The 13376-nt window shown below is 68.3% G+C and carries 15 protein-coding genes; 8 read left to right on the forward strand and 7 right to left on the reverse strand.

What is annotated here, in order from left to right; all coding sequences use genetic code 11:
• Positions 1 to 8: 8 nt before the first annotated feature.
• On the reverse strand, positions 9 to 512 hold the full coding sequence (locus V9K99_RS35720; protein WP_337011475.1) for a GbsR/MarR family transcriptional regulator: 504 nt from the start codon (positions 510 to 512) through the stop codon (positions 9 to 11).
• Positions 513 to 610: 98 nt separating this feature from the next.
• On the opposite strand from V9K99_RS35720, the gene V9K99_RS35725 reads away from it, so the two are divergent.
• From V9K99_RS35725 to rpe, 7 genes are all read left to right on the forward strand, one after another.
• Complete coding sequence (locus V9K99_RS35725; RefSeq protein ID WP_337011477.1) at positions 611 to 1519, forward strand: ABC transporter ATP-binding protein; 909 nt, start codon at positions 611 to 613, stop codon at positions 1517 to 1519.
• A gap of 76 nt (positions 1520 to 1595) precedes the next feature.
• Positions 1596 to 3194: an ABC transporter permease gene (locus V9K99_RS35730; protein ID WP_337011479.1), complete on the forward strand. Its 1599-nt coding sequence runs from the start codon at positions 1596 to 1598 to the stop codon at positions 3192 to 3194.
• 88 nt (positions 3195 to 3282) lie between these two features.
• Positions 3283 to 3663, forward strand: a complete 381-nt coding sequence (locus tag V9K99_RS35735) for a PPOX class F420-dependent oxidoreductase (RefSeq protein ID WP_337011481.1) — start codon at positions 3283 to 3285, stop codon at positions 3661 to 3663.
• The gene (cbiE, locus tag V9K99_RS35740) at positions 3656 to 4846 is read left to right on the forward strand and encodes a precorrin-6y C5,15-methyltransferase (decarboxylating) subunit CbiE (protein WP_337011483.1); all 1191 of its coding nucleotides are present in this window, start codon (positions 3656 to 3658) and stop codon (positions 4844 to 4846) included. Before V9K99_RS35735 ends, cbiE begins: the two co-directional genes overlap by 8 nt.
• Positions 4847 to 4880: 34 nt before the next feature.
• Positions 4881 to 5621: a precorrin-4 C(11)-methyltransferase gene (gene cobM / locus V9K99_RS35745; protein WP_337011485.1), complete on the forward strand. Its 741-nt coding sequence runs from the start codon at positions 4881 to 4883 to the stop codon at positions 5619 to 5621.
• Positions 5618 to 6349 (forward strand): cobalt-precorrin-6A reductase, encoded by a 732-nt coding sequence (locus V9K99_RS35750; protein ID WP_337011488.1) that lies wholly within the window; start codon positions 5618 to 5620, stop codon positions 6347 to 6349. Before cobM ends, V9K99_RS35750 begins: the two co-directional genes overlap by 4 nt.
• A 10-nt stretch (positions 6350 to 6359) precedes the next feature.
• The gene (gene rpe / locus V9K99_RS35755; RefSeq protein ID WP_337011489.1) at positions 6360 to 7022 is read left to right on the forward strand and encodes a ribulose-phosphate 3-epimerase; all 663 of its coding nucleotides are present in this window, start codon (positions 6360 to 6362) and stop codon (positions 7020 to 7022) included.
• Here the strand turns inward: rpe and V9K99_RS35760 are convergent.
• On the reverse strand, positions 6990 to 8213 hold the full coding sequence (locus tag V9K99_RS35760; RefSeq protein WP_337011490.1) for an MFS transporter: 1224 nt from the start codon (positions 8211 to 8213) through the stop codon (positions 6990 to 6992). The genes rpe and V9K99_RS35760 overlap by 33 nt on opposite strands.
• Before the next feature lie 91 nt (positions 8214 to 8304).
• Here V9K99_RS35760 and V9K99_RS35765 point away from each other — a divergent pair, with 91 nt between their 5' ends.
• On the forward strand, positions 8305 to 9096 hold the full coding sequence (locus V9K99_RS35765) for an HAD-IIA family hydrolase (RefSeq protein ID WP_337011491.1): 792 nt from the start codon (positions 8305 to 8307) through the stop codon (positions 9094 to 9096).
• On the opposite strand, the gene V9K99_RS35770 is transcribed toward V9K99_RS35765, so the two are convergent.
• The 5 genes from V9K99_RS35770 to V9K99_RS35790 all read right to left on the reverse strand — a co-directional run bounded on the left by V9K99_RS35770 (position 9093) and on the right by V9K99_RS35790 (position 13244).
• Entirely contained in the window at positions 9093 to 9812 is a 720-nt protein-coding gene (locus tag V9K99_RS35770; protein WP_337011492.1) for a polysaccharide deacetylase family protein, read from the reverse strand. The two genes, V9K99_RS35765 and V9K99_RS35770, sit on opposite strands and share 4 nt — an antisense overlap.
• A 118-nt stretch (positions 9813 to 9930) precedes the next feature.
• Positions 9931 to 10773, reverse strand: coding sequence for a polysaccharide deacetylase family protein (locus V9K99_RS35775; protein WP_337011494.1), 843 nt, complete (start codon positions 10771 to 10773; stop codon positions 9931 to 9933).
• A 79-nt stretch (positions 10774 to 10852) separates the two neighbouring features.
• Positions 10853 to 11596 (reverse strand): amino acid ABC transporter ATP-binding protein, encoded by a 744-nt coding sequence (locus V9K99_RS35780; protein WP_337011496.1) that lies wholly within the window; start codon positions 11594 to 11596, stop codon positions 10853 to 10855.
• The gene (locus V9K99_RS35785) at positions 11580 to 12344 is read right to left on the reverse strand and encodes an amino acid ABC transporter permease (protein WP_337011498.1); all 765 of its coding nucleotides are present in this window, start codon (positions 12342 to 12344) and stop codon (positions 11580 to 11582) included. Before V9K99_RS35785 ends, V9K99_RS35780 begins: the two co-directional genes overlap by 17 nt.
• 45 nt (positions 12345 to 12389) lie before the next feature.
• Positions 12390 to 13244, reverse strand: coding sequence for an ABC transporter substrate-binding protein (locus tag V9K99_RS35790; RefSeq protein WP_337011500.1), 855 nt, complete (start codon positions 13242 to 13244; stop codon positions 12390 to 12392).
• Positions 13245 to 13376: the final 132 nt, after the last annotated feature.

A 13376-nucleotide genomic window follows, 5' to 3' on the forward strand; every position in this document is an offset into this window, starting at 1 on the left:
CGTCGGGGTCAGTTGCCGTATTCGGTGTCTAGTTGTGCGTCTAGTTCGGCTTTGCGTTTTACCCAGCGTTCGCTGAGGCCTTTGACTTCTTCGCCGATGAAGTCGAAGAAGCCGAGGGAGACGCGGATCCGGCGGTGGGCCTCGGTGCCTTCGCCGGCCGCGTCGAGGACCTTGCGCAAGGATGCGGACCAGCGGACCAGGGCCTGGTCCTCGCTCATCATGGTCTGGTACCAGGCGTCGTCCTGGACGACGTACACGTCGCGGCGGCTGCCTGGCTCGCGCTCCCGGTTGGCCAGGCGGAGCTGGAGCAGGTAGTTGACCGCGCCCGAGACCGCGGCGGGACTCGCCTGCAGTTGGTCGGACAGCTCGGCCGCGGTCAGCCGTCCGTGCTCGCTGGACAGGATGGCGGCGAAGACCCGGCCGGCCATCCGCGGCCAGCCCGTGTCGGCCAGGAGGTTGCCGAACTGTTCGGCGTACCGCCTGACGGCTTCGTCGTCTCGATGTGCACTCACCGCCCCATCATCTCCTGTCTCGTGAGCAACCCACCGGTCCTGTGAGAAGCGCGTTAGTAAGATTCACAATCTTCTGAATGAAGTGTACGTTATGAATCATGACATCAGCCATCGTGGTCTCTGGACTGCACAAGTCGTACGGAAGTACGCACGCCCTCGACGGTCTCGACCTGGAGGTCGCGACCGGTGAGGTGCACGGATTCCTCGGGCCGAACGGCGCCGGGAAGTCCACCACCATCCGGGTCCTGCTCGGGCTGCTGCGCGGTGACGAAGGCGACGTCTCGCTGCTCGGCGGCGATCCCTGGCACGATGCGGCGAAGCTGCACCGCCGGCTCGCCTACGTCCCGGGTGACGTGAACCTCTGGCCGAACCTGACCGGTGGCGAGGTGATCGACCTGCTCGGCCGGCTCCGCGGTGGGCTGGACCCGAAGAAGCGGGACGACCTGCTGCGCCGGTTCGACCTCGACCCGACGAAGAAGGGCCGCACCTATTCCAAGGGCAACCGGCAGAAGGTCGCCCTGGTTGCCGCCCTGGCGAGTGACGTCGAGCTGCTGATTCTCGACGAGCCGACATCCGGCCTGGACCCGCTGATGGAGGAGGTGTTCCGGCAGTGCATCGAGGAGGAGCGCCAGCGTGACCGCACGGTGCTCCTGTCGAGCCACATCCTCTCCGAGGTCGAGGCCCTGTGCGACCGGATCAGCATCATCCGGCGCGGCAAGGTGGTCGAGACCGGCACGCTGTCCGACCTGCGCCACCTCACGCGTACGTCGATCCACGCCGAGCTGGCCGGGTCGCCGAACGGTCTCGCCTCGCTGCCCGGCGTCCACGATCTCGATGTCGAGGGCAACCGAGTCCGGTGCGAGGTGGACACCGCCCAGCTGGATGCGGTGATGCGGCAACTGTCCGCGAGTGGGATCAAGAGCCTGGTCGCCCAGCCGCCGACGCTGGAGGAGCTCTTCCTGCGCCACTACGAGGAAGAGGTCGAACCGATGGCGGCCGTCCGATGAGCGAGCGCAGCGAGCGAACAAAAAGCACAGCCGACTTATCGCTCATGCTGGAGCCGAGCGTCAGCGAGGCGGAGGCATGAGCGAATTTGTTGGTACCGGCACGCTGGTGCGGCTGGCGCTGCGCCGGGACCGGATTCTGATCCCGGTGTGGATCGTGGTGTTCGTGTCGATGGCGGCCGGATCGGCGCAGGCATCGATCGACCTCTACCCGGACGTCCAGTCAAGGATCGAGGCCGCGCGTACGTCGAACGCGTCGCCGGCCCTGGTGTCGCTGTACGGCCGGATCTTCGACGAGACCTCGCTCGGGGAGCTCTCGCTGTTCAAGCTGACCGCGTTCGGTGCTGCGCTGGTCGGGTTGCTGGCCGCGATCCTCGTCGTACGCCACACCCGGACCGAGGAAGAGTCCGGCCGGCTCGAGTTGCTCAGCGCCGGAGTCCTTGGCCGGTACGCCGCTCTGACCGCCGCACTGATCGTGTCGTCGGGGACCGTCGTACTGCTGGGGCTGTTGACCGCGCTCTCGTTGATCGGAGTCGGGCTGCCCGCGGCCGGTTCGTTCGCCTTCGGGTTGATGTGGGCGGCGGCCGGACTGTCCTTCGCAGGCGTGGCCGCGGTGACCGCTCAGCTGACCGAGGGTGCCCGGGCTGCGAACGGGTTCACCGCGGTCGTCCTCGGGGTCGCGTACGTATTGCGGGCAATCGGCGACTCGTCCGCCGACGGCAAGTCCGAGTGGGTGTCGTGGTTGTCGCCGATCGGATGGTCCCAGCAGGTCCGGGCGTACGCCGGTGACCGCTACGTCGTCGTACTGCTGCCACTCGCCTTCATGGTCGTGCTGGTCGCCGGTGCGCTGGCGCTGATCCGGCGGCGCGATGTCGGTGCGGGCCTAGTACGGCCGCGGCCGGGACCTGCTACCGCTTCACGGTCGCTGCGGTCGCCACTCGCGTTGGCCTGGCGCCTGCACCGAGGCTCCTTGTACGGCTGGGGTGCCGCGTTCCTGCTGCTCGGGTTGCTGGTTGGCAACATCGCCAGCAACGTAGACGGGTTCGTCACCAGCGACAGCGCCAAGGAGATGGTGGAGAAGCTCGGTGGGGTGAACGGCATCACCGACGCGTTCCTGGCGACCGAGATGGGGATGGTCGGGCTGCTCGCCTCGGCCTTCGGCATCCAGGCGGCACTCCGGCTGCGTTCGGAGGAGACCTCGCTCCGGGCCGAGCCACTGCTGGCGACCGGCGTCACGCGAGCGCAGTGGCTAGGTAGTCACGCGCTGATGGCACTGTTCGGTACGGGTGCGCTGATCCTCGTCGCAGGACTCGGTTCGGGGATCTCCAGTGGGGCCTCGCTGGGCAACATGGGTCGGCAGGTGCCACGCATGCTCGCGGCTGCCGCCGTACAGCTGCCCGCGATCTGGCTGGTCACGGCACTGGTCGTCGTACTGTTCGGCCTGGCTCCCAAGCTGGTCACCGGAGCGTGGGCCCTGTTCGGGATCTTCCTGCTGATCGGGCAGTTCGGCGCGCTCTTCGACCTGCCCGAGAGCGTGATGAATCTGAGCCCGTACGGCCACACCCCACGCCTACCCGGCGGCGACTTCACCGTCACCCCAGTCCTCTGGTTGACGGCCATCGCCGCGGCCCTGACAGTGGCAGGCCTCACCACCTTCCGCCGCCGCGACATCGGCTGACCTCATGCCGGCGCCGGTCTGAGGGGTCCGGCGCCTGACGGCCCGCCCGGCTCACCGCCGGGCGGGCCGCTCTGCTTACCATCGCTGGGTGCCTTTGAGTGATGGACTTGTGGATTTCTGGACCGAGCGGCATCTGTGTGTGCTGAGTACTGTCCGTGCGGACGGGACTGTGCACTCGACGCCGGTCGGGGCGACGTTGGATGTCGAGGCGGGGATCGCACGGGTCATCTGCTCGGGTACGTCGTACAAGGCCCGGACGATCCGTAAAGCCGGAGTAGCCGCGGTCGCGGTGACACAGGTGGATGGGCGCCGGTGGTCCACGCTTGAGGGTCGTGCAGTGGTCAGCGACGACCCGGAGCGCGTGGAGGACGCCGTACGGCGCTATGCCAAGCGCTACCGTGAGCCGCGGGTCAATCCACAGCGCGTGGTCATCGAGATCACCATCACAAAGGTTCTGGGCAATGCCTGAGCCAGTGTCGGTCGTGGGCATCGGTGCGGACGGGTGGGAAGGGCTCTCACCTGCTGCACGGACTGCTGTCGAGTCAGCCGAGGTTCTGTTGGGCAGCACCCGGCAGTTGGCGCTTGTGCCGACTGACCAGGCTGAGCGGATCGCCTGGCCCTCTCCTTTGTCAGAAGCCCTCCCCGGCCTGCTGAACGAGCACCGGGGGCGACGGGTCTGCGTGCTGGCCAGCGGGGACCCGACGTTCCACGGCATCGGTACGACGCTGACGCGGCTGCTGGGGGCGGACGCCGTACGGGTGATTCCGCACCCGTCGAGCGTGTCGCTGGCGTGTGCGCGACTGGGGTGGCCGCAGGACCAGGTGCAGGTGGTCAGCCTGGTTGGCAACCCGGTTGAGCTCGTGCATCCGCATGTCCAGCCGGGGCGCAGACTTCTCGTGTTGAGTTGGGGTGCGCACACGCCGGCTGAGGTTGCCGGACTCCTTGTCGCGCGTGGTTATGGCTCGAGTTCGGTGACTGTGCTTGAGCAGCTCGGTGGACCGTCGGAACGTGTACGGACGGCGTCAGCCGCGGAGTGGTCCGGTGAGGTTGACGCCCTCAATGTGATCGGAGTGTTGTGCGAGGGCGCTCCGGTCCTTTCGACTGTGCCCGGACTACCCGACGACGCCTACGAGAACGACGGTCAGCTCACCAAGCGCGAGGTCCGGGCGGTGACGCTCTCACGGCTCGCGCCGGTGCCGGGCCAGTTGCTGTGGGACGTCGGAGGTGGAGCCGGCAGCATCGCGATCGAGTGGTCGCGGCATCACCCCACCTGCAGGGCCGTCGCGATCGAACGCGATCCCGACCGAGCCAAGCGGCTGGAACGCAACGCGTCCGCACTCGGGGCCTCGGTGAACGTTGTGCTGGGCAAGGCGCCCGACGCCCTCGACGGCCTCGAGACGCCCGACGCGGTCTTCATCGGCGGGGGAGCGACCGCGGCCGGCATGGTCGAAGCCTGCTGGAACGCACTCGCACCCGGCGGCCGGTTGGTGCTGAACGGCGTGACGCTGGAGACCGAGGCGTTGATCGCCCGCTGGTACGGCGAACTCGGCGGCGACCTCATCCGCCTCGACGTCCAGCGCGCTTCAGCGGTCGGGACCATGACCGGCTGGCGCCCCGCCATGCCCGTGACGATCTGGAGCGTGACCAAGTGACTTCATTGAATGCCACGCTGCCGCGGGAGGCCCCGTGACCGTGCATTTCATCGGGGCCGGTCCGGGCGCCGCCGATCTGATCACCGTTCGCGGTCGCGACCTGATCGCCTCCTCGCCGGTCTGCCTGTACGCCGGTGCGCTCGTCCCCGTCGAGCTCCTCGACCACTGCCCGGTCGGAGCCCGCAAGGTCGACACCGCGGACCTGAACCTCGACGAGATCATCGCCGAACTCGCCGCCGCGCACGCCGACGGACTCGACGTCGCCCGGCTGCACTCCGGCGACCCGTCGGTGTTCAGCGCGATGGCCGAGCAGATGCGCCGCCTCGACGACCTCGGCATCCCGTACGACGTGACACCTGGCGTACCCGCCTACGCGGCGGCCGCGGCCAGCCTCGGCCGTGAGCTGACCGTCCCAGAGGTCGGCCAGACGGTGATCCTCACCCGGATCGCGGGCCGCGCGTCCGCGATGCCACCCGGCGAGGATCTGACCACCCTGGGCGCGAGCCGATCCACGATCGTGTTGCACCTCGCCGTCCAGGTGATCGACCGCGTGGTCGACGAACTGACTCCTGCGTACGGCGCCGAATGTCCGGTCGCTGTGGTCGCGCGGGCGTCGCGTGAGGACGAGGTGATCCTGCGCGGAACGCTCGCCGATATCGCCGACCAGGTGCGGGCCGCGGACATCCGCCGTACCGCGGTCATCATCGTGGGCAAGGTCTTGTCGGCGACCGCTTTCCGCGACAGCCACCTGTACTCGACGACGCGGACCCGATGAAGATCCTCCTGCTCGGCGGCACCGGCGAGGCACGCTCACTCGCTGCCGCCTTGGCAGTCGAGCCTGGTGTCCACGTGGTGTCCTCGCTTGCCGGACGCACAACTGACGCTCGCCTGCCGGTGGGCGAGGTCCGGCAAGGCGGCTTCGGTGGCACCGACGGCCTGGTGGACTGGCTTCGGGACAACGCGGTCGACGCGGTTGTGGATGCGACCCATCCGTTTGCCGCCACGATGACCGCGCATGCCGTCGCGGCTGCCCGTGCGGTCGACGTACCGCTCCTTGTTCTTCGACGGCCGGGCTGGACCCCCGGCCCAGGTGATGTGTGGCACTCGGTCGACTCGGCTGATGCGGCTGCTCGCCTGTTGCCGACCCTTGGCTCCCGCGCTTTCCTCACCATCGGCCGCCAAGGGCTGGCCGCATTTGCAGGGACCGGGCTGTGGGTGCTCGCGCGCTGCGTGGACCCGCCGGAGCCCGTCCCCACGTGGTGCGACCTGATCCTCGACCGAGGCCCGTACGACGTCGAGGGTGAGCTCGCACTGATGCGGCAGCACCGGATCGACGTACTGGTGACGAAGGACAGCGGCGGTCCACAGACGTCCGCGAAGCTGATGGCGGCGCGGGAACTCGGCGTACCCGTGGTGGTGATCAGCCGTCCACCGCTGCCTGCGGGGGGCGAGGCGGTGGATTCGGTGGACCGGGTCGTCGAGTGGGTCAGGGCCCGTCGGTAGATTGACGCCCATGGGGATTCAGATCGCGCCGAGCATCCTGGCCGCCGACTTCGCCCGGCTCGCCGACGAGGCGGCCGCTGTGTCGAACGCCGATTGGCTGCATGTCGACGTGATGGACAACCACTTCGTGCCGAACCTCACCCTCGGCATGCCGGTGGTCGAGTCGCTGGCGAAGGCGACCGACATCCCACTCGACTGCCACTTGATGATCGAGGACCCGGATCGGTGGGCGCCCGGGTACGTCGAGGCCGGCGCCTCGAGCGTCACCTTCCACATCGAGGCGTGCCGCGCGCCGATCCGCACCGCCCGGGAGATCCGTGCCAAGGGCGCCCGCGCGGCGATGGCACTCAAGCCGGCCACCCCGATCGAGCCGTACGAGGACCTGCTCCCCGAGCTCGACATGATCCTGATCATGACCGTCGAACCCGGGTTCGGTGGCCAGAAGTTCCTCGACGTGGTCGTTCCGAAGATCCGCCGTACCCGGCAGCTCCTCGACAAGCACGGCCTCGACCTCTGGGTCCAGATCGACGGCGGAGTCGCGATGGACACCATCGAGCGCTGCGCCGACGCGGGTGCCGACGTCTTCGTGGCCGGCTCGGCCGTTTACGCCGCTGACAACCCCAATGCCATGGTCGACCAGCTACGCTCCCTCGCCGAGCAGGCCGCCGGCTGACTCTGCCGTCGTCTTTTCGGCCGGGTGCTCCGGTGGGACTCTGAGCAACAGCACGAGTGCCGCCGCCGCGAGCACGGTCGCGACCAGCCAGACGTAGCGGACGCCGAAGCTCTCGACCACCGCGCCGGACACCGCCGATCCGATCGCGGCTCCGCCCATCGCCGCGCTCCCCATCCAACCGAAAACCTCGGTCCGCACTGTGTCCGGAGTGAGCGCGCCAAGCCGCTCGTACAAGGCACCGATCGCGGGCGCCAGCGTCAGGCCGGACACAGTCAGCGCGACACCGAGCGCCACCGGTGATCCGGTCGCGAACACACACAGCAGCATGCCCACCGTGACCAGGGCCGCTCGCCGCCACAGGTACGACGTACGCCGCCCAGGCAACGCACCCGCCACGGCACCGCCGACCAGACTGCCGAATGCCCAGACCGCCTCCAGGATGCCCGCGATCAGCCGCTCACCGTGTTCGTCCGCGAACGCGACGATGCCGAGGGAGATGCCGTTGAACGACATCACCCATAGGCCGAAGGCGAGGATCAACGGCAGGCGATGCCGGTGCCACAGCAGTTGACGCGCGGTCAGCCGTGGTCCGCTCGCATCGTCGTGGTGGAGCGGCGCCGGTTGCTGCAGCGCGTACCACCAGATGAAGGCGGCTGACATCGCGGCCGCCAGCAGCACCCCGAGCCGCGGGCTCGCCACGCTCACAGCCGTTGCCCCGAGCATCGGACCGACCATGAACAACAGCTCTTGCGCGGTCGCGTCCACCGCGTACGCCGTCCGCAGCGCCGGACCGTGGACGACGCGCGGCCAAGCGGCCCGCAGCGTCTGCATCACCGGTGGCACGAGTCCGCCGGCGACGAAGGTCAGCAGTGGCATCAGCCGGTAGAGCTCAGACGGGAGGGCGGCCAATGCCGCCAGCGCCACGCTCCAGGACATGCCGGTCACCAGCAGCACCCCACGGGCGCCGCGCCGGTCGGCCTTCCTGGCCCACAGCGGTCCGGCGATCGCCATGCCGACCGAGTACGCACCCGCGACGATTCCGGCCCAGCGGAACGACCCGCCGGCGTCCTTGGCCAGGAACGCGACCGGCACCATCGTGGCCAGCACGGGTAATCGCGCCAGCAGCGACGCGGCCAGCAGCGCCATCACGCCGCGGGTGCGCCACAGTTCGCGATACCCGGAAAGCTCCATGGCCCGCATTCTCACTCCCACCACCGACAGTTTCCATCCACCCCCACCACCCTGGTCAGGCACTTTCGCGTGCTCCTCTACGCTGGGGGCCATGTCAGAGCACAAGCCCGTAGAGAGCTGGCTGACGGATATGGACGGCGTACTCGTGCACGAGGAGCGCGCCATCCCCGGGGCGAAGGAGTTCATCGCCTCCCTGCAGAACTCCGGGAAGAAGTTCCTGGTCCTGACCAACAACTCGATCTTCACACCCCGCGACCTGCGCGCCCGATTGCTTGCCGGTGGCATCGACGTACCCGAGGACGCGATCTGGACCAGCGCGCTCGCCACCGCCCAGTTCCTCGACGACCAGCGTCCCGGCGGTACGGCGTACGTGATCGGTGAGGCCGGCCTGACCACGGCCTTGCACGAGATCGGGTACGTGCTGACCGAGCGGGCGCCGGACTACGTCGTACTGGGGGAGACCCGCACCTACTCGTTCGAGGCGATCACCAGGGCGATCCGGCTGATCGCCGACGGTGCCCGGTTCATCGCCACCAACCCGGACCCGACCGGCCCGTCGACCGAGGGGCCGCTACCCGCGACCGGCTCGGTGGCCGCGCTGATCACCCGCGCCACCGGCGTCGCGCCGTACTTCGTCGGCAAACCGAACCCGCTGATGATGCGCAGCGCGCTGAACCGGATCGAGGCTCACTCGGAGACCGCGGTCATGATCGGCGACCGGATGGACACGGACATCATCAGCGGTCTCGAAGCCGGTCTGCGGAGCATCCTCGTGCTGTCCGGTTCGACCGGCCAGCACGAGGTCGACCGCTTCCCGTACCGTCCCACCCGGATCGTCGAGTCCATCGCCGACGTCGTACCCCTGGTCGAGGCGTTCGCCTAGCAGGTGATCGTCCGGAAGCCGTACCCCTGCGCCTTGAGCGTCTTCAGGATCGTCGGCAGCGCGGCCACCGTCTGACTGCGGTTCCCGCCGCCGTCATGCATAAGGATCACCGAACCGTTGTGCACTCCCGCAAGCACTCGTTTGACGATCGCCGCCGTACCGGGCTTGGTCCAGTCGCGCGAGTCGATGTCCCAGACGACGAGATCCTTGCCGAGGGCCTTCGCACGCCTGGTCACGGTGCTGTTCATCCCGCCGTACGGCGGTCGCAGGCAGGCCGGCGTACTACCGGTCTGAGCGCGGATCGCCTGGTCCGTGGACGCGATCTGCTGCCGGAAGGACGTCGCGGACAGCCCCCGGAGATCCGCGTGGGTCCAGGTGTGGTTCTGCACGCTGTGCCCGGCGGCGTGGATCCGCTTGGTCAGGGCCGGGTGCTTCGCCACGTTCCGGCCGACCTCGAAGAACGTCGCCTTGGCGTCGTACTTCGCGAGTACGTCGAGGATCAGCGGGGTGTACACCGGATCGGGCCCGTCGTCGAAGGTCAGTACGACGTACTTGGCCGGCAGCGCCTGTTGAGCCGGTGCCGCCGCCGGCGGTGGGCTCGGCGGCGGTGGGCTGGGCGTGCGGGCAGCCGCGACCACCACAGTGCCGATCACGGCGCTGACCACGATCATCATCGCCAGGCCGACCATGCGGTTGCCGGAGCGCGTCAAAGCCATGTGTCCCCCAGGGCGGTGGTGGGCTCACTTCCTCACGCGTCCACAATCGACACGATCCGGCGGAAAGCGAGTACCCACGCCGCTGCCGCGTCAACAATCCACGGATAGCGGACGCGTGCTACTGGCACCAGAGGGGGTAGAAGTCGTAGCCGCGGGCCTTCAGGGTGCGCAGGATCGCCGGCAGCGCGGCGACCGTCTGACTGCGGTTGCCGCCGCCGTCGTGCAGCAGGATCACCGAGCCGGGCCGCACCTTCGCGAGCACCCGGCGGGCGATCACCGACTTGCCAGGACGCGTCCAGTCGCGCGGGTCGACGGACCAGAGCTTGATCGTCTTGCCGAGGGCGACTGCCCGCCTGGCGACCAGCCGGTTCGTCGCGCCGTACGGCGGACGGAGGCAGCGCGGGGTGTAGCCGGTTTGAGCGCGGACGTACCGGTCCGTGGTCCGGATCTGGTATTTGAACGTCGACCAGTTGACCTTGCGGAGGTTCGGGTGGGACCAGGTGTGGCTCTGCACGCTGTGACCGCGCTGATCGGCGCGGCGGGTCAGGGCGGGGTAGCGCTTGACGTTCCGGCCGACCACGAAGAAGGTGGCCCGCACTTTGTGGGTGCTCAGGATCTTCAGGACCTGCGCCGTGTACTTCGGACTCGGCCCGTCGTCGAATGTGAGATACACCCACTTCGCCGGCCGGCTTCCCGCAGCCTGGTCCGCGCTTTCACTCACCGCCTGGTCCGCACCTTGACTCACCGCCTGGTCGGCGCCGACACCCGCAGCCTCGCCTGGAGCTGCGGCGACCGCTCGACCAGCCTCGACTCCCACAGCTTGGCCTGCCGCCGCCCCTCCAGCGTGTGGTGGTGCAGCCGACGCCGCCAGGCCGAGCGAGGTGCTCAGCCCGACGGCGAGGGCGGTCGAGGTCAGCCGACCCGACCAGCGAACCCGGCCCGGTAGTCGAAGATTTCTCACCACAACCATCCCCCAGCCATGGTCGACCCGGTGTTGGGTCCGTCTCCATAGTGGCCCCCGGCAACCACTTTCGCCAGAGTCAGAGCACCTGGGAGAGAAACTGCTGCAGCCGCGGCGACTCGGCAGCCGTGAAGATCTGCTCCGGTACGCCGGACTCCACCACCACACCGTCGTCCATGAACGCGACCTGGTCGGCCACCTCGCGGGCGAACCCCATCTCGTGCGTGACGACGACCATCGTCATCCCCGCCTGGGCAAGGTCCGCCATCAACCCCAGCACGCCTTTCACCAGTTCGGGGTCTAGGGCCGAGGTCGCCTCGTCGAACAGCATCACCTCGGGCTTCATCGCCAGCGCCCGCGCGATCGCCACCCGCTGCTGCTGACCACCGGAAAGGTTGCCCGGTCGCGCCGTCGCCTTGTTGCTCAGGCCGACGAGCTCGAGCTGCTCCAGCGCCGCCGCCCGGGCCGCTTCGGGCTCGAGCTTCTTGATCTTGCGCAGCGGCAGGGTGATGTTCTCCAGCACGGTCTTGTGCGGGAACAGGTTGAAGTGCTGGAACACCATCCCGATCCGCCGCCGCAACTCGTCCGGATTGCTCTTCAGCACCGACTCACCGGCCAGCCGCACGTCCCCGGCGTCCGGTTCGAGCAGCCGATTGATTGCCCGCAGCAACGTCGACTTCCCGGACCCGGACGGCCCGATCACACACGCCGTACGCCCGGCCGGTACGGCGAGATCGACGCCGCGCAGCACCTTGATGCTCCCGAACGCCAGCTCGATCCCTTCGACCTCGAGACTCGCCGCGGTCTCAACGGTGGTCTGCATGCACAAGCTCCTCCCGTACGACGTCGTCCGCGCGGGTCTCGTCCGGACGGCCCTCCCGCAGGCGTTTGTCGAAGTAGTTCACCAGGTGGGTCAGCGGCACCGTGATCACCAGGTAAAAGATTCCGGCCAGCAGCAACGGCGACAGGTTGCCGTTGGTCGCGGCCGCGTCCTGCCCGATCCGGAACAGCTCCCGCTGACTGGCGAGCAGCCCGAGAAAGTAGACGAGACTCGACTCCTTCACCAGCGCGATGAACTGATTCACCAGCGCCGGCAGAACCCGCCGTACCCCTTGCGGAATGACGACCAGTCGCATCCCGGCCGTGTACGTGAACCCCAGCGCACGAGCCGCCTCGAGCTGCCCCTTCTCCACGCTCTGGATGCCGGAGCGGAAGATCTCGCCGATGTAGGCGGCCGCGATCAGCGACAGCGCCAGGATCCCGAGCGGGTACGGGTTCGGGCCCCACCAGTGCCGGGTGATCGGCGACAGGCCCTGACCGATCAGCAGGATGGTCAGGATCGCCGGCAGGCCGCGGAAGATGTCGGTGTAGATCTTCGCAGGCCAGCGCAGCCAGCGCTTCCGCGACAGGGAGAGGACCGCCACGATCATGCCGAGCAGAGTGCCCAGCACGACCGAGGCGGCCGCCAGGATCAGCGTGTTGACCAGTCCCACCTTGAGCATCTCGGGCAGGACTTCCTTCATCGAACCCCAGTCGAGGAAGGTGTCGTTCAGTGTCGACCAGATGTCCATCTAGGTCAGCCGTCTCTCGGTTTCGCCGTTCAGTCGTCGCGACGATCAGCCGGCCGCGGGGGTGCTGCTGGCTTGTGGGGTGCTGCTGGCTTCGGGTGCGGTGAAGCCGACGCTGCCGCTGCCCGGCTTGAAGTTCGCCGGTACGGCGCGGCCCGGGTAGTACTGCTCGACCAGCTTCGTCCAGGTGCCGTCGGCGATGACCTCGTCGAGGGCCTTGTTCACGGCTTCGCGCAGCTTGTCGTTGTTCTTGGCCACCGCGAACGCCATCGGCGCGTCGCTGAGCTCCTTCGCCGCCAGGATCACCGTGCCGCCACCCTGCTCCTTGGCCATCTTCTCGCCGATCTCGGCCGGCGAGACCCACGCATCCGCCGTACCGGCCTTGAGCTGGCCGAGCGCGGCGTTGTAGTTCGGCACCCGGACCGGGTCGAGGCCCTTCTGGGTGGCGTAGTCGTCCTGGACGGTGCCCTGGACAACGACCACGCGCTTGCCCTGCAGCTGGTCGAACTTGGTGATGCCGGAGTCCTTGGTGGTGTTCAGCCCGAGGTAGCCGAAGTCGTACCCATTGCTGAAGGCAACCGTCTTCTTCCGTGCCTCGGTCACCGTGATGGACGAGCTGCCGAGGTCGAACTGGCCGCCGTTCACCTGCGACAGGAGCGCGGAGAAGTCGGTCCCGACGAACTCCGGCTTCAGGTTCAGCTTCGCCGCCACCGCGGTGATCAGGTCGTTGTCGAAACCGGTGAACTTGCCGTCCTTCACGTACACGTTCGGCGGCGCGTCGGTCAGTGTCCCGATCCGCAACGTCCCGGACTTCATCAGCCCGAGATCCGAACCGCCCGCGGCCGAATCGTCATCGCTGCCGCAGGCAACCATCGAGACAGCCAGCGTGAGAGCGGTACCCACCGCGACAACCCGACGAAAGCCCCTGAACGCGCGCACAACTATCTCCTCACAACCGTTGATCGGCGAGAGCGCGATTCGCCCCGCCTCCACGACCCAACACCACCCCCACGCGGCCCATTCCACCCCGACACC

This window comes from Kribbella sp. CCNWLW201, from assembly GCF_037203805.1.
GTDB lineage: Bacteria > Actinomycetota > Actinomycetes > Propionibacteriales > Kribbellaceae > Kribbella.

What these genes read in the sequence shown, in the direction of transcription:
- rpe (WP_337011489.1), top strand. Translation starts at nt 6,360, where the DNA reads ATGGGGATTCAGATCGCGCCGAGCATCCTGGCCGCCGACTTCGCCCGG.
- V9K99_RS35780 (WP_337011496.1), bottom strand. Translation starts at nt 11,596, where the DNA reads ATGCAGACCACCGTTGAGACCGCGGCGAGTCTCGAGGTCGAAGGGATC.
- V9K99_RS35725 (WP_337011477.1), top strand. Translation starts at nt 611, where the DNA reads ATGACATCAGCCATCGTGGTCTCTGGACTGCACAAGTCGTACGGAAGT.
- V9K99_RS35765 (WP_337011491.1), top strand. Translation starts at nt 8,305, where the DNA reads ATGTCAGAGCACAAGCCCGTAGAGAGCTGGCTGACGGATATGGACGGC.
- V9K99_RS35750 (WP_337011488.1), top strand. Translation starts at nt 5,618, where the DNA reads ATGAAGATCCTCCTGCTCGGCGGCACCGGCGAGGCACGCTCACTCGCT.
- V9K99_RS35760 (WP_337011490.1), bottom strand. Translation starts at nt 8,213, where the DNA reads ATGGAGCTTTCCGGGTATCGCGAACTGTGGCGCACCCGCGGCGTGATG.
- V9K99_RS35785 (WP_337011498.1), bottom strand. Translation starts at nt 12,344, where the DNA reads ATGGACATCTGGTCGACACTGAACGACACCTTCCTCGACTGGGGTTCG.
- V9K99_RS35730 (WP_337011479.1), top strand. Translation starts at nt 1,596, where the DNA reads ATGAGCGAATTTGTTGGTACCGGCACGCTGGTGCGGCTGGCGCTGCGC.
- cbiE (WP_337011483.1), top strand. Translation starts at nt 3,656, where the DNA reads ATGCCTGAGCCAGTGTCGGTCGTGGGCATCGGTGCGGACGGGTGGGAA.
- V9K99_RS35770 (WP_337011492.1), bottom strand. Translation starts at nt 9,812, where the DNA reads ATGGCTTTGACGCGCTCCGGCAACCGCATGGTCGGCCTGGCGATGATG.